General features: G+C 69.7%; 18 protein-coding genes. 7 read left to right on the plus strand and 11 right to left on the minus strand.

Annotated features, from left to right (window positions below; genetic code table 11):
- Positions 1 to 43: 43 nt before the first annotated feature.
- From F4560_RS28555 to F4560_RS28570, 4 genes are all read right to left on the minus strand, one after another.
- Positions 44 to 622 carry a Fic/DOC family protein gene (locus F4560_RS28555; RefSeq protein WP_184925080.1) on the minus strand — a complete coding sequence of 193 codons (579 nt, stop codon included), beginning with the start codon at positions 620 to 622 and terminating at the stop codon, positions 44 to 46.
- The gene (locus F4560_RS28560; RefSeq protein WP_184925082.1) at positions 619 to 1209 is read right to left on the minus strand and encodes a type II toxin-antitoxin system antitoxin SocA domain-containing protein; all 591 of its coding nucleotides are present in this window, start codon (positions 1207 to 1209) and stop codon (positions 619 to 621) included. Before F4560_RS28560 ends, F4560_RS28555 begins: the two co-directional genes overlap by 4 nt.
- Before the next feature lie 64 nt (positions 1210 to 1273).
- Positions 1274 to 2905, minus strand: coding sequence for a choice-of-anchor A family protein (locus tag F4560_RS28565; RefSeq protein ID WP_184925084.1), 1632 nt, complete (start codon positions 2903 to 2905; stop codon positions 1274 to 1276).
- Between the two features lie 105 nt (positions 2906 to 3010).
- On the minus strand, positions 3011 to 3577 hold the full coding sequence (locus F4560_RS28570) for an SMI1/KNR4 family protein (protein WP_184925086.1): 567 nt from the start codon (positions 3575 to 3577) through the stop codon (positions 3011 to 3013).
- 128 nt (positions 3578 to 3705) lie between these two features.
- On the opposite strand from F4560_RS28570, the gene F4560_RS28575 reads away from it, so the two are divergent.
- The 5 genes from F4560_RS28575 to F4560_RS28595 all read left to right on the plus strand — a co-directional run bounded on the left by F4560_RS28575 (position 3706) and on the right by F4560_RS28595 (position 7383).
- Positions 3706 to 4029: a hypothetical protein gene (locus tag F4560_RS28575; RefSeq protein ID WP_184925088.1), complete on the plus strand. Its 324-nt coding sequence runs from the start codon at positions 3706 to 3708 to the stop codon at positions 4027 to 4029.
- Position 4030: 1 nt separating this feature from the next.
- Positions 4031 to 5188 carry a C40 family peptidase gene (locus tag F4560_RS28580; RefSeq protein ID WP_184925090.1) on the plus strand — a complete coding sequence of 386 codons (1158 nt, stop codon included), beginning with the start codon at positions 4031 to 4033 and terminating at the stop codon, positions 5186 to 5188.
- A gap of 4 nt (positions 5189 to 5192) precedes the next feature.
- Entirely contained in the window at positions 5193 to 5567 is a 375-nt protein-coding gene (locus F4560_RS28585; protein WP_184925093.1) for a YbaB/EbfC family nucleoid-associated protein, read from the plus strand.
- Positions 5564 to 6100: a YbaB/EbfC family nucleoid-associated protein gene (locus F4560_RS28590; RefSeq protein WP_184925096.1), complete on the plus strand. Its 537-nt coding sequence runs from the start codon at positions 5564 to 5566 to the stop codon at positions 6098 to 6100. The genes F4560_RS28585 and F4560_RS28590 overlap by 4 nt, the downstream gene beginning before the upstream one ends.
- Positions 6101 to 6165: 65 nt before the next feature.
- Positions 6166 to 7383, plus strand: a complete 1218-nt coding sequence (locus F4560_RS28595; RefSeq protein WP_184925099.1) for a SatS C-terminal domain-containing protein — start codon at positions 6166 to 6168, stop codon at positions 7381 to 7383.
- A 105-nt stretch (positions 7384 to 7488) separates the two neighbouring features.
- On the opposite strand, the gene F4560_RS28600 is transcribed toward F4560_RS28595, so the two are convergent.
- On the minus strand, positions 7489 to 8556 hold the full coding sequence (locus F4560_RS28600) for an adenosine deaminase (RefSeq protein ID WP_184925101.1): 1068 nt from the start codon (positions 8554 to 8556) through the stop codon (positions 7489 to 7491).
- A gap of 396 nt (positions 8557 to 8952) precedes the next feature.
- On the opposite strand from F4560_RS28600, the gene F4560_RS28605 reads away from it, so the two are divergent.
- Positions 8953 to 10161 (plus strand): coiled-coil domain-containing protein, encoded by a 1209-nt coding sequence (locus F4560_RS28605; RefSeq protein WP_221483677.1) that lies wholly within the window; start codon positions 8953 to 8955, stop codon positions 10159 to 10161.
- A gap of 165 nt (positions 10162 to 10326) precedes the next feature.
- Here F4560_RS28605 and F4560_RS28610 read toward each other — a convergent pair whose 3' ends face one another.
- The 6 genes from F4560_RS28610 to F4560_RS28635 all read right to left on the minus strand — a co-directional run bounded on the left by F4560_RS28610 (position 10327) and on the right by F4560_RS28635 (position 17136).
- Entirely contained in the window at positions 10327 to 11604 is a 1278-nt protein-coding gene (locus F4560_RS28610) for a thymidine phosphorylase (RefSeq protein ID WP_184925107.1), read from the minus strand.
- Positions 11601 to 11990, minus strand: coding sequence for a cytidine deaminase (locus tag F4560_RS28615; RefSeq protein ID WP_184925109.1), 390 nt, complete (start codon positions 11988 to 11990; stop codon positions 11601 to 11603). Before F4560_RS28615 ends, F4560_RS28610 begins: the two co-directional genes overlap by 4 nt.
- Positions 11983 to 13248 (minus strand): ABC transporter permease, encoded by a 1266-nt coding sequence (locus F4560_RS28620; RefSeq protein ID WP_184925112.1) that lies wholly within the window; start codon positions 13246 to 13248, stop codon positions 11983 to 11985. The genes F4560_RS28615 and F4560_RS28620 overlap by 8 nt, the downstream gene beginning before the upstream one ends.
- A complete protein-coding gene (locus tag F4560_RS28625; RefSeq protein ID WP_184925115.1) occupies positions 13245 to 14315 on the minus strand; it encodes an ABC transporter permease in 1071 nt (356 codons plus the stop codon). Before F4560_RS28625 ends, F4560_RS28620 begins: the two co-directional genes overlap by 4 nt.
- Positions 14315 to 15889, minus strand: coding sequence for an ABC transporter ATP-binding protein (locus tag F4560_RS28630; protein WP_184925118.1), 1575 nt, complete (start codon positions 15887 to 15889; stop codon positions 14315 to 14317). Before F4560_RS28630 ends, F4560_RS28625 begins: the two co-directional genes overlap by 1 nt.
- A gap of 113 nt (positions 15890 to 16002) precedes the next feature.
- Positions 16003 to 17136, minus strand: coding sequence for a BMP family lipoprotein (locus F4560_RS28635; RefSeq protein WP_184929450.1), 1134 nt, complete (start codon positions 17134 to 17136; stop codon positions 16003 to 16005).
- Between the two features lie 371 nt (positions 17137 to 17507).
- On the opposite strand from F4560_RS28635, the gene F4560_RS28640 reads away from it, so the two are divergent.
- Complete coding sequence (locus F4560_RS28640; RefSeq protein ID WP_184925121.1) at positions 17508 to 18008, plus strand: YbaB/EbfC family nucleoid-associated protein; 501 nt, start codon at positions 17508 to 17510, stop codon at positions 18006 to 18008.
- The last annotated feature ends 15 nt before the right edge of the window (positions 18009 to 18023 follow it).

Consider the following 18023-nt stretch of genomic DNA (forward strand, 5'->3'; position numbering starts at 1 on the left):
GAGGGAATCGGTTCTCAGATCAGAGTGACGTGTGTCACACAGGCTAGGCGGGGGTCGTCACGCCGTCGAACAGCTCGCGTAACAGGTCCGCCGACGTGATCATGCTCAGCCGGCACGCCTCGTTGAACGCCCCGCGTTCCAGCGTGTGGACGGCCACCTGCCACCCGGCTTCCCGGGCCAACTGCTGGAAAAACGCGCGCTGCGTGCGCCCGTTACCCTCCCTGAACGGGTGCAGGGCGTTGACCTCCGCGTAGTAATACGTGAATCGGTCGAGGAACCGATGCCGCTCGAGGTCGCGGAGGTAGTCATCCTTCTTCAACTCGTCGAATACCCACTGCGCATAGGCTTCGACCTGCCGCCAGGCCGCGAACATCGACCCTTTGGCAATGTCGACCCGCCGGACCTCGCCAGCCCACGGGTAGAAATCCCCGAAGATGCGGCGGTGGAACGCCTGGAGATGAGCCAGGTCGTAAGGGCCGGGCAAGGGCGCCATCGTCAGTTCATCGACGCGCATGGTGCTCAGCCGCATCTCGGCGCGGTCGCACTCTTCCTTGTTCGTCAACCCGAAGGCATTGCGCAGCACTCCGGACACCGGGTCCAGATAAGGGTCCTCGAAGGTCACGACCGGCGCAGCGCCTCGATCTCCCTGGCGATCGCCTCGTCCATGGTCAACTCACCGGCCGCAACCGCGCGCAGGGTCGCCACCAGGTCGTCCGGGACTTCCAGCCCTTCCAACCGGGCGCTGCCAACGGCCACGGCGATCGCTTCCTCGGGGGTGCTGGTCAGCCTGCGGAAATACCGCGCCATCACCTCGTGGGACAACGGCGTGCTGCTCGGTTCGGACGGCGGCAGGCCATCCCGCGCCGCCCGCCACGGCTCCTCGGCATGCGCCATGTCGCTCAACTCGTGCCGGCTGAAGTGCCCGTACCGCTCGACCACCGACCGCACGACCGACCGTTCACGTTCGGTCAGGCTGCCCGGATCGCCCTCTTCCCAGGCGCAGACCTCGGACTGGCCCTGGTGCCGGAAGTAGACGTCGGGCACCACCGGACCTCGACGCCAGGCTTCGATGCGTGCGGTGAACAGCGGCTCGTCGTACTTGGCCAGGTGCCACGCCTGGGTGTAGTAGAGGAGCTTCTGGAGCTTCATCGGCGACTCGGGGCCGGTGGCGTCGAGTACGGCTGCGGCCACGTCGTGGACGTCCGCCATGCCACCTCCAGCGAGTGCTCTGAGCTGCGGTAACCCATTCTACCGGAGATCGTGGCGGAATGGGTCAGCTGCGGCGGTCGCGGAGCCTGGTGAGGGCGAGGGCGATCCCGCCGGACAGGACGAGCAGTCCGCCCAACGTCAGCAGGCCGCGGACGGAGGTGCCGGTGGCGGCGAGTTGGTCGTCATCGCCGCCGGGTTGAACGGCCGCCGGGTGGGTGGTGGTGGTCCCGATGCTGGAACCGGCCGTCGTGGTCGACGCGGTGGTCGACGCGGTGGTGGATCCAGTGGTGGACACGGTGGTCGACACGGTGGGTCCGGTCGTGGTCGTGGTGGGGGCCGTCGTGGTCGACCCGCTGGAGGTCGTGGTCGGGCCAGTCGTGGTCGGACCAGTGGTGGTTGTCGTCGCGCCGGTGGTGGTTGTCGTGGTCGGGGCCGTGGTGGTGGTGGTGGTCGGCGCGGTCGTGGTGGTGGTGGTGGTTGTCGTCGGCGCCGTCGTAGTGGTCGTCGGCTGAGTTGTTGTGGTGGTGGGTGCCGTGGTGGTCGTGGTCGGCGCAGTTGTTGTGGTGGTCGGTGCGGTGGTGGTCGTGGTGGTCGGGGTGGTCGTCGTCGTGGGGCTGGTGCCGCAGGTGGTGACGATGTTGTCGAACGGCGCGTTGTGGATCTCGCCGCCGCTGCCTTCCGTCGCACCGCCGTGCACCAACGACCGGACCACCACAGCACCCTCGATGTTGGACGGGCTGAGGTCCACCAGGGTCGCGTTCGGCGCGTAGATCGTGCCCCACACCGTGGGCGAGTTCGGCGGCAGCGTGATGGTCCCCGACGTGGTGAAGTTCCACAGCACGTGCCGCGACGCCTCGGCGCCCTGCCAGCTCGGGTTCGGCGGGTCGAAGGTGTAGTCGCCGGCCACGTCGACGTTGATGATCAACCACGCCTCGGCGCCGGGCTGCAGGTAACCGTTGCGCGGGTTGATGTTGTCCAGTGCGCTGATCTGGGCGGGGGTCAGGGTCAGCACGTTCTGGCCCGGCTGGAGGCCGAGGGTCGCGTTCGGATCGGTGCCGTTCCACGGACCTTGCCCGTTCTGGTCCGTCAACGTGACGGTCGACGGGCACGCGAACATCTCCGCGTTGAGCCCCCGGTACGTCGAGAACAGCGACGCGAAGTCGAACCCGCTCGGCCCGCCGACCGACTCTGCCGGCTGCGAGGTCTGGATCGAGATGCCGGGCGTGTTCCCCGCGCCGGCCCCGTCGGGCACGACCCACGTCACGCCGCCGGACGGCAGCACGTCCGCCGCGCTCAGATCACCGATCTTGGCGTAGGAGTTGTTGAGCACGCTCAGCGTTCCCGTGCTCCCGGCGAAGTCCGGCGCGCCGCCGATCACCAGGCTCGTCGGCTGGGTGTCACCGGCCAGGACGTAGGTCCCAGGGTTGTTGGGTCCCGCGTTGTACTGGCGGAACCTGACGTCGCCGCCGATCGCCATCGGACCCTCGGTCTCGTTCTCGTACAACCCGGCGTCGCCTTCGACCAGCACGAGGAACCCGTGGCTCGGGTCCGCGTACACATCGCCCGGCGCGACCGGCCGCAACGGGTTCGCCACCGCCTGGAGCCTGGCCGCGGACTGACCGGGGCTCGCCCACCCGATCGCGAGGACGGCGACACCCGCTGCGAGACCTACGGCTCCGACGCGGCTGATCTGCATGTCCGGCTCCCGGGTAAGGATCGACAAACCCGCCAGCAGCCAACGTCAACTCCCCGGCTCCGGCACGCCGAGACATCAAGGTTCACCTGCTGGAGTGATCTCCAGTCAGTCGGTGCGCCAGCCGAGCCGGCCGTCCGTGGTGACCAACGGCTCGCAGTGGCCGAGCCGGCCCCAGTGCTCCAGCGCGGTCGCCACCTCGTCCAGCATCTCGTCCAGGCTGGTCCACTCCGGCTTCAGCATCTCGCCCGCCTGCCGGTCCCACTCGACCACGCACCCGCACAGCACACCCGGCCGCAGGTCGACCGCCAACGCGTCACCGCACCCGTCGAACGCGATCGGCAACCACATCGGGTGAAAGCCCAACGTCGGCGTGCCGGCCTCCGAGTCGAGGTCCACCGGCCAGAACCGCTCCTTCAGCCGCCACGACCGCAGCGCGTTGGACGGGCCGAGCGGCGTGTAGAACGGCGGCAGCACCTCGGCGAACGCCAGATTCGCGGTGCCGCCGCACACCGCCCACCACGAACGCAGGTCGTCCGGCGGCGCCAGTCCGCTCGCAAGCGCCAGCGCCTCGACCGCGGCGTCGTCCTCCGGGGGCACGAACGCCGACACGGTCGAGGGGGCGTGGTGGTCGAGCCACGCCACGATCCGTTCCCAATGGCGCAAAACACCCACGCACACATGATCAGGTAGCGACACCGCCGGTGGTACCGCCCATCGGGGCAGGATCTCGCCGAACGCCGCACAACCCGGGTCCCGATCGGGCAGGATCGCGGTCGCACGGCACCCAAAGGGGGACGAAGGTGGAACGGGGTTTCGGCGTCGACACCGCGGCGCTGTCGACATACGGCGGCACGGCCGCGGGTCTGGCGAGCGAGGTCGGCGCGATCGGCACGTCCACGTTGGCGGGCACGACGTCGTTGGCCGCGGGCAGTTTCGGCAAGATCGGCGACGAGGTCGGGTTGGGCGCGGCGTTCCAGCGCGCGGCACAGGCCCAAGTGGACGGTGTGGCCGCCGCGTCGGCCGGGTTGTCCGCGTTCGCCACCGCCGTGCGGCAGACCGGCGAGGCGTACGGGGAGCAGGAGGCGCGGAACAGCGCCGACATCAACCGCGCGGCCCAGGTCTGACGTGGACGTCGGAGGCTTCCTGGCGGCCCTGGTCCAGCCGATGAAGGACCACCTGGCCAAGCTCGACGGCGACACGGGCGGCGCGACGAGCGCGGCGGACGCGTTCGGTCGGGCGTCCTCGGCGTTGACCGAGATCGACGGCAGGCACACGGGCGCGGCGAACTCCGCGATGGCCGACTGGTACGGCGAGAAGGCGAACGCGTTCCAGGCCCGCGTGTCGGCTTTCTCCGGCGACGTGGGCACGTTGGCGCGCAACGCGACGACCACCCAGCAGGCCGCGACGACGGCCGTGACCGCGGTGACGTCCGGCAAGACCGCGATCCAGGGCTTGATCGACGAGTTCACCGGCTGGGCGTGGCCCCGGTTGGCGGCGGCCGTGGCGGCGGGCGTGTTCGGCGGGATCGGCGCGGTCCTCGCGGTGGCGGCGGAGGTGACCGCCAAGGCCCGTGACTACGAGGGCAAGACGGCTCAGGAGCTGGAGAAGGTTCGCACTGAGCTGACGAACGTCGTCACGCAGTTGCAGGGCTTGGCGCATCCGAACTTCGCCGGGCTCGGCGATCCGATCGGCGCGGAGAGCGGCGGCACCACGTCGACGTCGTCGGCGAGCGGTGACGACGGCGGACGTCAGTCCTCTTCGACCGGTGGCAGCGGCGGTAGCGACACCGGAGGCGGCGGTAGTGGTGGAGGCGGCGGTGGTGGAGGTGGAGCCGGCGGCGGTGCTACAGGGCCGCGCCTGCCGGTGGCCATCCCGCCACAGCCCGGCACCGGCGTCGGCGTGAACCTGCCGGACGGCAGCTCCGCCGAGGCGCCCAACGAGACCGCCGCACGGGCCGTGCGCAACGCGTTGTCCGCCTTGGGAACCCCGTACGTGTGGGGTGGCGCGAACCCGCCGCAGGGCACCGATTGCAGCGGCCTGACCCAGTGGGCGTACGGGGGCGCGGGGTTCGACATCCCGCGGCCGGCTTCGTCGCAGGCGATGGGCGCGTCCGTGCCGCCGGACCAGCTGCTGCCGGGTGACCTGGTGGTGTGGGACGGGCACGTGGCGATGGTGATCGGCAACGGGCAGATGGTGGAGGCGGGCGACCCGGTGCAGGTGGGCGCGATCCGCACGAGCAACAGCGGCATGGGCTTCATGGGCTTCTACCGACCGACGGGCTGAGGACGTGGACGAGACGGAGCGGGCGGCCCGGCGGGTCGCGGACACCGAGCGGCAGGTCGCCGAGCACGTGGCGCGCACCGGGCCGGTGCTCGGCCGGGCGTCGTCACCGGACGGCGCGGTCACCGTCGTGGCGGTGCCCGGCGGCCCGCCGCAGGACGTGCGGATCGCGCCCGGAGCGTTGAACATGGGGCCACGGGCGTTGGCGGACGAGATCCTGCGCGTGTCCGCGCGGGCGTCCCGGGACGCCACCACCCGGATGCACCGGACGTTGGAACGGGTGGCGGATCCGGCGGCGGTGCGGGCGTTGGCCGAGATCGGCTTCGAACGCGGTCCGGACGACGACGATTTCGACGGCTCGTACCTGAGGGGTTCGCGGTGACGCAGGAGCAACGACTCGCGGCGGCCGAGGGTCTGACCGAGGTGCTGGCCCGCACGACGGGCTCGGCCGAGCACCCGACCGGCCTGGCCCGCGCCACGGCGACCGCGACGGGTGAGTTGAGGGCGCTCGACCTGCACCCGAACGCGTTGGCCCAGGGGCCGGACGCGGTGGGCAGGCTGGTCGTGGAGACGGCCCGGCTGGCGACCGACGCGGCCGTGCAGAAGAGCTACAACGAGCTGGCCAAGTCGTTGGGCGACAGCATGGCCATGGCGGTGGAGGCCTTCGCCGGCCCGCCGCCTCTCAAGACAGCGGTTCCGGTCGCGGCTCCGGTCGCGGTTCCAGGTGGGCAGCCGGCCGGTGACCAGGCCGGACGTGGTGAACAGGGCCGGCCCGGAGGACAATCGAGGACGCCCGGCCCGCCCGCGCCACCGTGGGCCGGGCAGCGGCAGAGTCGGCCCGCGGCCCGTCCGGAGCCCGCGGAAACGGACGATGACGACTACTTCGCCGACCCTTTCCGTGGTCAACGGCAGTAGTGCGTGATCGACCCCGTACTCTTGCCCCCGCATCGCAAAGGGGCATGGCGTGACCGGGAGGTCGGATGGCACAGGACATCGTCCCGATCGAGCTGGGGCTCACTCAGGGTGATGTTGTCACCCTATGGGCTCCGCGCTGGCGGGAAGAGGGCGAGGAGTGGGAGGCATTCCTCGGCCACGAGGAGGACCTGTACGCCTTTCCGGATGCCGCGCACCTCGCGGCGTTCGTGCGCAAGGCCGAAGAGCACGACCTGACCGACCACCCGGCGTGGCACGTGGTGCCGGCGCTGTCGGTCGGCGAGCTGTCGCCGGACGACAACCACCAGTTCGACCTGGTCGGCGTGCCGGAGCTGGTCGCCGAGGAGCCCGACACCTGGGTCATCGGCGAGCTGGCCGACGTGGTCTCGATCGTGCGGTCGCTGGCCGACGTGTGCGACCTGGAGAAGGTGCACGAGATCCTGGACTCGGCGGAGGGCTTCTCGCTGCTGCCGCAGGGCACGCTGCCGTTCACCGGCCGCGAGGGTCAGGCGCTGTGGACCGAGATCGCCGAGGTCGTCTCCGAGAAGTGGGACGAGGTGCTGGACGCGATCGACGAGGTCGTGAACACGCCCGACGTCGACGAGACCGAGCTGAAGGCCGCCCAGGAGGAGTTGGCCGCCTTCGAGGAGGCCAACGCCGCGGCGGCGGTCGCCAAGTCCGAGTCGGAGGGCGACGAGGACGAGGACGGCGAGCCGGTCGGGTTCTGGGCCGAGGTCGGCATCGACCCGATCAAGATCATCACCAGCGCGGGCGAGTACTACACGCTGCGCTGCTACCTGGACGACCAGCCGGTGTTCCTCGGTCGCAAGGGCAAGATCGACGTGTTCGGCTCGCCGCGCGCGTTGGCCCGGTTCATCGTCGAGGCCGACGACAACGACCTGGCCGAGGTGTCGACCTGGGGTGAGCTGGTGACCAAGGCGACCGGCGGCGACCTGGAGGTCGAGGTCGACCCGGACAACGTCTACGTGCTCACCGGCCTGGACGAGGACATCGCCGACGGTCCGGACGGCATCGACGCGACGCAGCTCGACCTCGTGGTGGAACTGCTCGAGGACACGGGCGAGTGGGCGAACGACGACACCGTGAAGGTGGCGCTGAACCAGTCCGAGCGGCTGGGGTGGCTGGTGTCGTACGTGCTCAAGCCCGACCCCACCCGGTTGGCGCCCAGCGCTCCGTTCGACGACGAGCAGGTGGCGTGGCGGAACCTGGTGGCGTCGTTCGAGGACCGGCTCAAGGTGCACTAGCCGTCAGGTAGGCGTTACGCAATAAAGGTCGCGGGCTCCGATGGGGCCCGCGACCTTTAGTTTTGTGGCCCGGTGACTCGGGTTTTACTGCTTCTTGAGAGGGTTCTACTGCGTCTTGAGAGCGGCGTACGCGGGCTCGATGACGTCCTGGATCAGGGCGCGGCGCTCGTCGTGCGTGATGAACGCGCCCTTGGCGGCGTTGACGGTGACCTTGCACAGGTCTTCCCAGCCGAACCCGAAGTGCTCGACCACGGTGGCGAACTCGCTCGTCATCGACACCTGGCTCATCAGCCGGTTGTCGGTGTTCACGGTGACCCGGAAGCCCAGGTCCGCCATCCGCTTGATCGGGTGCTCGGACAGCGACCGCACCGCGCCGGTGTGCACGTTCGACGTCGGGCACATCTCCAGCGCGATGCGGCGGTCCCGCACGTAGGCGGCGAGGTGGCCGACCTCGTCGCCCTTGATGTCCTCGGCCAGCCGCACGCCGTGGCCGAGCCGTTCCGCGCCCGCGAGCTGCACGGCCTCCCAGGCCGACTCGGCGCCCGACGCCTCGGCGGCGTGGATGGTGAAGTGCGCGTTCTGCTGCCGCAGGTACTCGAACGCGGACAGCTCCTTGCTGGGCGGGAACCCGATCTCGGGGCCCGCGATGTCGAAGCCGACCACGCCCGCGTCCCGGTAGCGGACCACCAGGTCGGCGATGCGCTGCCAGCCGTCGTTCTGGCGCATCGCGCACAGCAGCGTGCCGACCTTGATCCGACCGCCGGACGCGGCCTCGCCGAGGCGGAAGCCCTCCTGCACGGCCTCCACGGCCTGCTCGAGGCTCAGGCCCTTCTCGGTGAACAGCTCCGGGGCGTAGCGGATCTCGGCGTAGACGACGCCGTCGTCGGCGAGGTCCTGCACGGCTTCGGAGGCGACGCGGACCAGCGCGGCCTCGTCCTGCATGACGCCGCAGGTGTGCGCGAAGCCTTCGAGGTAGCGGACCAGCGAGCCCGAGTTGGCGTTGTCTCGGAACCAGGCGCCCAGTGCCACCGGGTCGGTGGTGGGCAGGCCCTGGTGGCCGCAGGCTTCGGCGAGTTCGATCACCGTCTGGGGGCGGAGGCCACCGTCGAGGTGGTCGTGCAGCAGCACCTTCGGCGCGCTGCGGAGGGCCTCCTGGGTAAGCGGGGTCGACATGGGCGTCACCGTATACCGGTGACACGCCGTGTCGGTCCGCGGTGGAATGATCTTGTCAGGGTATGATCAGCCCTGAGTGACGCGATGTGTGAAGAACCACTCGCATGGCTGCCTTGTCACCGTTGTGGATCCGTGATGGAGAACTTTCCGCTACCGCCACCACGGCTTTAGTCACTCGCACGGCGGATGCTCACGCGGCGCGCTCACGAGCCCTCGTCCCGTTACCTTGAGGTACAACCGCTCGTTGTCACTCGAACGGACTACACGCAAGGCCGGTACGGGCGGCCCCTGACGGGGGGCGCTACTGCGCACCACCCCAACCTGGCTAGGCTCCCGGAGGTCTCCCCTCCCCTGGACGAAGGCACCCGAGCCGTGAACGAGAACAACAACTCCACGATGTCCTTCGATCGGATGCGCAACATGCTCACGCGCGCCGCGGAGATTCGTGAGAGCGAACAGCAGCAGATCTTCGACGCACTGGACGAGATCCACGCGAGGATGTCCCCGCTCGAATCGCTGGGTTCCGTTCGCAAGCGCCTGTCCGAGCTGCCCGACCGGAACGAGGTCAGCGTGCTGGCCGAGCGCCTGGACGAGGCGCTGGCCAGGCTGGAGGCGCAGGACAACGCGGTCCAGGGCATCGGGCGGGCCGTCGAAGGCCTGGTCGACAAGCTGGCCAAGCCGTTCGCGCAGCTCGACGGTCGGCTCGACGGGGTGGCGGGCCGGTTCGAGGGTGTCGCCGGGCGGATGGACGGGCTGGAGGACAAGCTCTCCCACATCCACAAGCGCCTCGACGACCTCGACGGGCACCTGGACAAGCAGGACGGCAAGGTCGAGCAGGTGCCGGCGGCGGTGACCGGGCCGCTGCGCGAGCGCATCGAGGCGCTGGAAGCCGCGCTGCGCGGGCGTCTGGACGAGGTGGACGAGGGCGTTCACGAGCACTTGGACGGCACGCGTGAGGCGTTGCAGCGTTCGGTGACGGAGTCGAGCACCACCCTGCACGGCAAGCTGGACGAGACGCGCGGTCAGATCGACACCACGCGGGACGGGTTGCAGGCGACGCTGACCGAGACCCGTGACTCGCTCACGGCGTCGTTGGCGGACACTCGGACGACGATGAACGGCAAGCTGGACGAGGCCCGTGAGGCGCTGCACGCGGCGCTGGACGAGACCCGTGACCAGGTCGACGCGACGGACCGGCTGGAGGCGCTGGCGCAGCGCTTGGAGCAGGTCACGTCACGGCTCGACACGATGACGACGCGTCTCGACTCGGTCGAGGACGACTTCGCGGCGCGGCTCGGCGAGCTGTCCGGTGTGGTGGAGCAGGGGATCGCCAAGGTCGAGGGCACCCTGTCCACGCGGCCGGACACGGAGTCGTTGACCGGGCTGGTGCGCAAGAGCAACCAGGAGTCGGAGCAGCGCATCGGCGGGCAGTTGGACGAGGCGATGGCGACCTTCGCCGAGCTGATCCTCGGTGGCGGATCCCCCACGCCACCCCCGCCCCCCACCGCCCTGCCCCGGCCGCAGCGGCGGACGCGGAAGAACGGGCCCAAGCCCAGCGACAACCGGAACGTGGACGACGACGATCTGACCGCCGAAGGCGCCTGATCGCTGGTCACTGGCGATGAAGGCCCGGCCCGCTTTCCGCGGGCCGGGCCTTTTCCATCGTGAGCTGCTCTCAGCCCTTCCCAGTCGACCCGCGCCGCGAACCACTGGCCGCTCGCCCGACAGCGGCCTGGCCGGCGGGTAGTCAGAGGCCGGCCGGCACCAGGGTCAGCCGCGGATGGTGTCGATTACCAGGGGGGTGCGGGTGGGTGGGGTTTCGCCGATTTCGTGGCCGCCGGTCAGGGATTCGAGGGCGGCGGGGATGGCGTCCGGGGTTTCGGTGTAGAGCTCCAGCAGTGGTTGGTCCTTGGTCACCTTGTCGCCTGGCTTGGCCAGGCACAGGATTCCGGCTCCCGGCTGGACCGGGTCTTCCTTGCGGGCACGGCCTGCGCCCAGGCGCCATGCGGCCACGCCTACCGCGTAGGCGTCCAACTTGGTCAGGTAGCCGTCTGAAGTAGCGGTGACTACGTGCTTGTGTTGTCCCACAGGGAGAGGGGCGTCCGGGTCGCCGCCTTGTGCGCGGATCATGCGGGCCCACGTCTCGTAGGCCTCACCGGACGCCAGGACTGCTGCCGGGTCCGCCGAAATGCCTGCGCGGGAGAGCATTTCCTTTGCCAGGGCCACGGTCAGCTCGATGATGTCCGCCGGGCCGCCGCCGCGCAGGACCTCGACGGACTCTGTCACCTCTACCGAGTTTCCGACCGCTCGCCCCAACGGGACGGACATGTCGGTCAAGAGTGCGCTGATCTTGAGGCCGTGGTCGACGCCGATGGAGACCAGGGCCGACGCGAGCGCGCGTGCCTGGTCCAGGGACTTCATGAACGCGCCGGAGCCGACCTTGACGTCCAGCACCAGCGCTTCCGCACCTTCGGCGATCTTCTTCGACATGATCGACGACGCGATCAGCGGAATCGCCTCTACGGTTGCCGTCACGTCGCGCAGTGCGTACAGCTTCTTGTCCGCGGGCGCGAGACCTGACGTGGCTGCGCAGATCACGGCCCCTACGGACCTGAGCTGCGACATCACCTCGTCCACCGACAACTGCGCCCGCCAACCGGGGATGGACTCCAGCTTGTCCAGCGTCCCGCCGGTGTGCCCGAGACCGCGCCCGGACAACTGCGGCACGGCCGCGCCGCAAGCGGCTACCAAGGGGGCCAGCGGCAGGGTGATCTTGTCGCCTACGCCGCCCGTCGAGTGCTTGTCCACGGTGGGACGTCCGACGTCCAGCGACAGCTTTTCGCCCGAGTCCACCATCGCGCGCGTCCACTGGGCGGTCTCGGCGGCGTCCATCCCGTTCAGGAAGATCGCCATGGCCAGCGCCGACATCTGCTCGTCGGCCACCGCCCCGCGGGTGTAGGCGTCGACCACCCAGTCGATCTGGGCATCGGTCAACCGGGCCCCGTCACGCTTGGCCCGGATCACGTCCACAGCGGTGTGGGTCGTCATGGGAGGTCCTCCGGGCCGAATGCGTCGGGCAGCACCGAGGTCATCGGCAGCACACCGGACGGCGTGTCGATCAGGCACGTGCCGCCGCCCAGCTCGTAGATCACCTGACGGCACCGGCCGCACGGCATGAGCAGGTCACCGGCGCCGCTGCGGCACGCCAGGGCCACCAGCTTGCCGCCGCCGGTCAGGAAGAACTGACCCGCCAACGTGCACTCGGCGCACAGGCCCACGCCGTAGGCGGCGTTCTCGACGTTGCAGCCGACGACGATCCGCCCGTCCGAGCACACCGCCGCCGCACCGACCTGCAACCCGCTGTACGGGCAGTAAGCGGACTGGGCGGCCTCGATGGCACGCGCCCGCAGCGAATCCCAGTCGATGTCAACCACGGCGGTACACCACCCCGTCGGCGGCGGGCATGCGCAATCGTTGGGACGCGACCGCCAGCACGATCAACGTCACCAGGTGCGGCGCGTAGGTCGTCAGCTCGCTCGGCACTTCGTCCACCGAGTAGTAGATTGCATACAGAAGACCTGCTGCCAGGATACCGAATGCGGCGGCGAACCACCGGCGGCGAACCAGCTGCCAGATCACGATGACCACCAGCAGCAGCACCGCGCCGTAAATCAGCGCCAGGAACGTCTTGCCACCGGAGCGGAGTTGAAGACCGTCGGCGTAGCCGAACAGGGCCGCGCCGCCGAGCAGCCCACCGGGCCGCCAGTTGCCGAAGATCATCGCGGCCAGGCCGATGAACCCGCGGCCGTTCGTCTGGCCTTCGAGGTACCCGGGCTGACCGGGGTTGAGCACGAGCGCCGCGCCACCGATACCGGCCAACGCGCCCGAGGCGATCACCGCGAGGTACTTGTACCGGTAGACGTTGACGCCCAACGACTCCGCCGCCACCGGGTTCTCACCGCACGACCGCAGCCTCAACCCGAACCGGGTCCGCCACAGCACCAGGTAGCTGCCGACCACCAGCAGGATCGCCAGCATCGTCAACGGCGACACACCGGTGATCAGCCCGCGCAGGATGCCCGCGACGTCCGACAGCCCGACCCGCTGCTGCGCCTCCAAGGTCCCGAGCCAGTCCGACAGCCCGGACGCCGAGTACGTGTCGAACTTCGGCACGGACGGCGACTCGCGCGGGTTGTGCGACAGCGGGAAGAAGATCAGCGTGGACAGGTACTTGGTCAACCCCGCCCCGAGCAGGTTGATCGCCACACCGGACACGATGTGGTTCACGCCGAACGTCACGGTCGCGATCGCGTGCAGCAACCCGCCCAGCGCACCGAACACGGCGGCCGATACCAACGCCGCCCACGGACCCCACTGGTACCCGGCCCACGCCGCGCCCCACGTGCCCATGATCATCATGCCTTCGAGGCCGATGTTCACCACGCCCGCGCGTTCCGCCCAGAGGCCGCCGAGGGCCGCCAGGAGGATCGGCAACGCCAGCCGCACCGCGGTCTGGATGGTGCCGGTTGACGTCAACTGCGGCACACCGGTCAGGTACGACGTGGTGGACAGCAGCACGACCGCGCCCGCCACGCCCAGCGCGCCGATGGCCCAGCCCGGGATCCGACGTGCACGACGAGGCGGCGGAACGGCCAGCGGAGCCTCGGCCGGATTCATCAACGAAGCACTCATGCCGCATCCACCGTCCCGAGCTGCCGACCGACCTGTCGCTGCTGAGCGGCCAGTTCGAACCGGCGGACCACCTCGTACGCGACGACGACCGACAGCACGATCGCCCCCTGCATGATCGTCACGATCTCCCTGGGCACGCCCACGTTGTCCAGCGCGAGGCCGGACTTGTCCAGGAACGCCCACAGCAAAGCACCGAACGCGATACCGCCCGGGTGGTTGCGCCCCAGCAACGCGATCGCGATACCGGAGAACCCGATCCCGGCCGGGAAGTTCAGGTTGTACGTGTGGTCGCGGCCCAGGATCTCGGGCATCGACACCAGACCCGCGATCGCGCCGGACAGCAGCATCGCGATCAGGATCATCTTCTTGGCGTTCACGCCACCGGCGGCAGCGGCCGTGGACGACTCGCCCGACGCCCGCAGTTCGAAGCCGAACCGGGTGCGGTTCATCATCACCCAGTAGCCGATGCCGAGCAGCGCGGCCAGGAACACCAGGCCGAACACCGTGCCGGACGAGCCGAACGAGATGCCGGGCACCCAGCCGCTGTGCGGGATCTCCGGCGTGCGGATGTTGTTGCCGCGCAACTCGCCGAACACGTCCGAGCCGATCAGGTACGCGGCCAGGCCGAGCGCCAGCCCGTTCATCATGATGGTCGAGATGACCTCGTTGACGCCGCGCGTGACCTTGAGGATCGCCGGGACCGCTGCCCACAGCGCGCCGGCGACGGCGGCCGTCAGGATGATCACCAGGGCGTGCAGTCCGGGCGGCAGCACGATCGAGCCGCCGACCACGGCCGCGACGACCGCGGCGACCCGGTACTGGCCCTCGACACCGATGTTGAACAGGTTCATCTGGAACCCGATCGCCACCGCGAGCGCCGCGATGTAGTAAGTGCCGGTGCTGTTGATGATGTCGACGGCGGTGGTGCCCTGACCGATCTGGCCCAGCATCACCCCGAACGCCCGCAGCGGGTTCGCGCCGGACACCATCAGCGCGATTCCGCACAGCAGGGCGGAGAACAGGATCGCCAGCACGGGCGGCAAGAGCTTGCCGCGCAACATTCCCATTACTCGCCTTCCGATTCCGACGCCTTCTCGGCGCCAGTGGCGTGCTCGGCGACGGCGGTGCTCGTGGCGCCCGCGCCGGTCATCGCACTGCCGAGGTCTTCCGGGGTGACCGTGGCCGGGTCGGCGTCCGCGACCAGGCGACCGCGCAGCATCACCCGGATGGTGTCGGACAGGCCGATCAGCTCGTCCAGGTCCGCCGAGATCAGCAGCACGGCCAGGCCGCGCGCGCGGGCGTTCTTGATCTCGTCCCAGATCAGGGCCTGCGCGCCGACGTCGACACCGCGGGTCGGGTGGGACGCGATGAGCAGCACCGGGTCACCGGACAGCTCACGGCCCACCACGAGCTTCTGCTGGTTGCCGCCGGACAGCGCGACGGCGGCGACGTCGATGCTCGGCGTGCGCACGTCGAAGTCCTCGACGATGCGCGCCGTGTCCTGCTTCGCGCCCGCGAGGTCCAGCCACTGGCCCTTCGAGACGGGACGGCGGGTCTGGTGGCCGAGGATGCGGTTCGCCCACAGCGGCTGCGTGAGCAGCAGGCCTTGGCGGTGCCGGTCCTCGGGGATGTAGCCGATGCCCGCTTCACGCCGTGCCAGCGTGCCCAGCCGGGTCACGTCGCGGTCGCCGACCAGCACGCGGCCGTGGTGGGCCTTGCGCATGCCCATGATCGTCTCGACCAGCTCGGTCTGGCCGTTGCCCTCGACGCCCGCGATGCCGAGGATCTCGCCCGCGCGCACCACCAGGTCGATGTTGTCCAGCACCGGCCGGGTGCCCTCGGCCGCGACCAGGCCCAGGTTCTCCACCCGCAGCACGACGCGGTCGGTGACCGTGGACTCGCGGGTCTCCGGGCTGGGCAGCTCGCTGCCGACCATCATCTCGGCCAACTGGCGGGAGCTGACCGTCTTCGGGTCCGCGGTGCCGACCGTGGTGCCGCGGCGGATGACCGTGACGGAGTCGGCGATCGCGCGCACCTCGTCGAGCTTGTGCGAGATGAACAGGAACGTGAAGCCCTGTTGCTGCATGCCGCGCAGGGTGGCGAACAGCTCGTCCACCTCCTGCGGCACGAGCACCGCGGTCGGCTCGTCCAGGATGATCACCTTGGCGCCGCGGTACAGCACCTTCAGGATCTCGACCCGCTGCCGGTCGGCCACGCCGAGGCGCTCGACCAGGACACCGGGGTCGACGGTCAGGCCGGTGGCCGCCGCCAACTCCTGGATGCGCTTGCGCGCCTTGCCGCCGATGCCGTGCAGCGACTCCGCGCCGAGCACGACGTTCTCCTGCACGGTCAGGTTGTCGGCGAGCATGAAGTGCTGGTGCACCATGCCGATGCCGGCCTTGATCGCGTCGGCGGGGGTGCGGAACCGGACCTGCTCGCCCGCCACTTCGATGGTGCCCTCGTCGGGCTGCTGCATCCCGTACAGGATCTTCATCAGGGTGGACTTGCCGGCGCCGTTCTCACCGCACAGCGCGTGCACTTCGCCGACCTGGACGCTGAGGTGGACGTCGCTGTTTGCGACGACACCGGGGAAGCGCTTGGTGATGCCCGACAGGACGACGGCAGGGGTGGGACTGCTCATGAAAGCTCCGTCTGATCTACGGCTGCCTGATCTGCGGCTGCGCCGGGGCTGACCACGCACTGGGCCCCGCGAGGGTTGCTCGCAGGGCCCAGTGCGCCGGAGGCCGGATGGGACTACGGCGCGGACTTGACCTTGATCTTGCCCTCGATGATCTGGGCCTTGTAGCCCTCGAGGACGCCCTTCAGGTTGTCGTCGATCTTGCCGCCGGAGGTGGCGTAGCCGACACCGTCGACGGACAGGTCGAACACCTTCGGCAGGCTCGCCAGGTCGTTCTTGGCGACCGCGCGGATGAGCTCGAACACCGCGACGTCGACCCGCTTGAGCATGGACGACACGATGACGTCCTTCGACTCCTCGACCGTCTTCTGGTTGTACTGGTCGGAGTCGACGCCGATCGCCTTGACGCCGGCCGTCTTCGCGGCCGAGAACACGCCCTTGCCGGACGCGCCGGCAGCGTGGTAGAGCACGTCGGCGCCGGACTCGATCTGACCGGTCGCGGCCTCGCCACCCTTGGTCGGGTCCTGGAAGCCGGTGAAGTCGCCCGCCGGGGTCAGGTACTTCTTCTCGATCTTGATGTCCGGCGCGGCGGCCTTGGCGCCCTGCTCGTAGCCGGCGTCGAACTTCTGGATCAGCGGGATCTCGACACCGCCGACGAAGCCGACGTGGCACTTCTTGGACTGGTAGGCGGCGATGACGCCCGCCAGGAAGGAGCCCTGCTCCTCGGCGAACAGCAGCGGAGTCACGTTCGCCGCGCCCTCGACCGCACCGTCCACGATCGCGAACTTGATGTTCGGGAACTCGGGCGCGACGACGGCCAGCGACTCGGCGTAGGCGAAGCCGACACCGATGATCGGGCTGAAGCCCTCGCTCGCGAGCTGGCGGAGCCGGGTGAGCTTGGCGTCCTCCGGCTCGTTCGGCGCGGCGGTCAGCTCCTTGACGTTCTCCGGCTTGATGCCCAGGTCTGCCTTGGCCTTGTCCAGGCCGGCCGCGGCGGAGTCGTTGAACGACGCGTCGCCCCGACCGCCGATGTCGTAAGCCAGGCCCACCTTCAGGGCGCTGCCGTCGACCTTCTCGTCCGAGGCGGCCTTGCTGGAGGTCGCGGCGGCTGCCGGCGGCTTGTCAGCCAGCTTGCAGCCCTCGGCGGTGTTGGTCGACCCGGACCCCTGGGTTCCGCCAGTGTCCTTGGCGCAGGCGGCCATCGACAGAACGCTGGTCAGCGCGATCGCGGCCACCGCGAGGCCACGCATTCGACGACGCACGGCTCGTCTCCCTCCCTGCTCGTCTAGGAGCAGACAAATGCCGACGGCGAGGCCGTCGGGGCTTCCGAGTGGCGAACCGTACCCCGTAGTAATGACACCCGCGCACGCACCGGTCCGCCGTGACCTAATCGTTGGTGGGAACACCACGGCCCGCCACTCGGCGTAGTTCACCCACTACGGCGTCGGACTGCCGCTTTGGTCGATCACCGCTGGTCCACGGCCGGCAGCCGGGCCGATCGGGCGGCGGGCGGACGGGGGTTCGGGACACCGCAGGCTCACCCGTTGGTGGGGCGTTGGGGCGGCGTTGGCGGTCTCGGGTCGACTCAGGGTGCACCGCTTTCCACCCCAGGAGGTTGACCTTGGACCCCCAGCAGTGGCTCGACAACTTCGAGGCCAAGCTGGCCGATCTCCAGCGGAAGTCGGCGGACCTCCAGGAGAACGTCGAGAACTCGCAGGCCACGGTCGCCAGCCCGGACGGCGCCGTGACCATCACGGTCGGCCCCAACGGCGGCCTGCTGAACATCCAGCTCGGCCACCGCGCCACCGAACTCGGCTCCGCCCGCCTCACCGCCCTGATCATGCAGACGGCCAAGGTCGCGCAGAAGCAGGCCGCGCAGAAGGTGATGGCCGCGTTCGAACCGATCGGCGAGGGCACCGAGGCCATGCGGATGGTGAGCGACGCCATCCCGGACGACGACGAGCCGCGGGACGACGTGCCGGACTACGTCGAACCTGATGACGTCGAGCCCGAACCGGTCCCCGCCGCGCCTCGGCCCGCACCCCAGATGCAGATGCCGTCGCGGCCGGTGCGCAGAACGCACGCCGGTGACGACGAGGACGACGAGAACCACCCCTGGTGACGAGGAGAGCCTGAG

The sequence above is a fragment of the Saccharothrix ecbatanensis genome, assembly GCF_014205015.1.
In the GTDB taxonomy this organism is placed as follows: domain Bacteria; phylum Actinomycetota; class Actinomycetes; order Mycobacteriales; family Pseudonocardiaceae; genus Actinosynnema; species Actinosynnema ecbatanense.

Bases quoted from the DNA above. Each gene is read 5' to 3' on its own strand.
- F4560_RS28560 (WP_184925082.1), bottom strand. From the start codon at position 1,209: ATGGCGGACGTCCACGACGTGGCCGCAGCCGTACTCGACGCCACCGGC.
- F4560_RS28565 (WP_184925084.1), bottom strand. From the start codon at position 2,905: ATGCAGATCAGCCGCGTCGGAGCCGTAGGTCTCGCAGCGGGTGTCGCC.
- F4560_RS28595 (WP_184925099.1), top strand. From the start codon at position 6,166: ATGGCACAGGACATCGTCCCGATCGAGCTGGGGCTCACTCAGGGTGAT.
- F4560_RS28600 (WP_184925101.1), bottom strand. From the start codon at position 8,556: ATGTCGACCCCGCTTACCCAGGAGGCCCTCCGCAGCGCGCCGAAGGTG.
- F4560_RS28605 (WP_221483677.1), top strand. From the start codon at position 8,953: ATGTCCTTCGATCGGATGCGCAACATGCTCACGCGCGCCGCGGAGATT.
- F4560_RS28610 (WP_184925107.1), bottom strand. From the start codon at position 11,604: ATGACGACCCACACCGCTGTGGACGTGATCCGGGCCAAGCGTGACGGG.
- F4560_RS28620 (WP_184925112.1), bottom strand. From the start codon at position 13,248: ATGAGTGCTTCGTTGATGAATCCGGCCGAGGCTCCGCTGGCCGTTCCG.
- F4560_RS28625 (WP_184925115.1), bottom strand. From the start codon at position 14,315: ATGGGAATGTTGCGCGGCAAGCTCTTGCCGCCCGTGCTGGCGATCCTG.
- F4560_RS28630 (WP_184925118.1), bottom strand. From the start codon at position 15,889: ATGAGCAGTCCCACCCCTGCCGTCGTCCTGTCGGGCATCACCAAGCGC.
- F4560_RS28635 (WP_184929450.1), bottom strand. From the start codon at position 17,136: ATGCGTGGCCTCGCGGTGGCCGCGATCGCGCTGACCAGCGTTCTGTCG.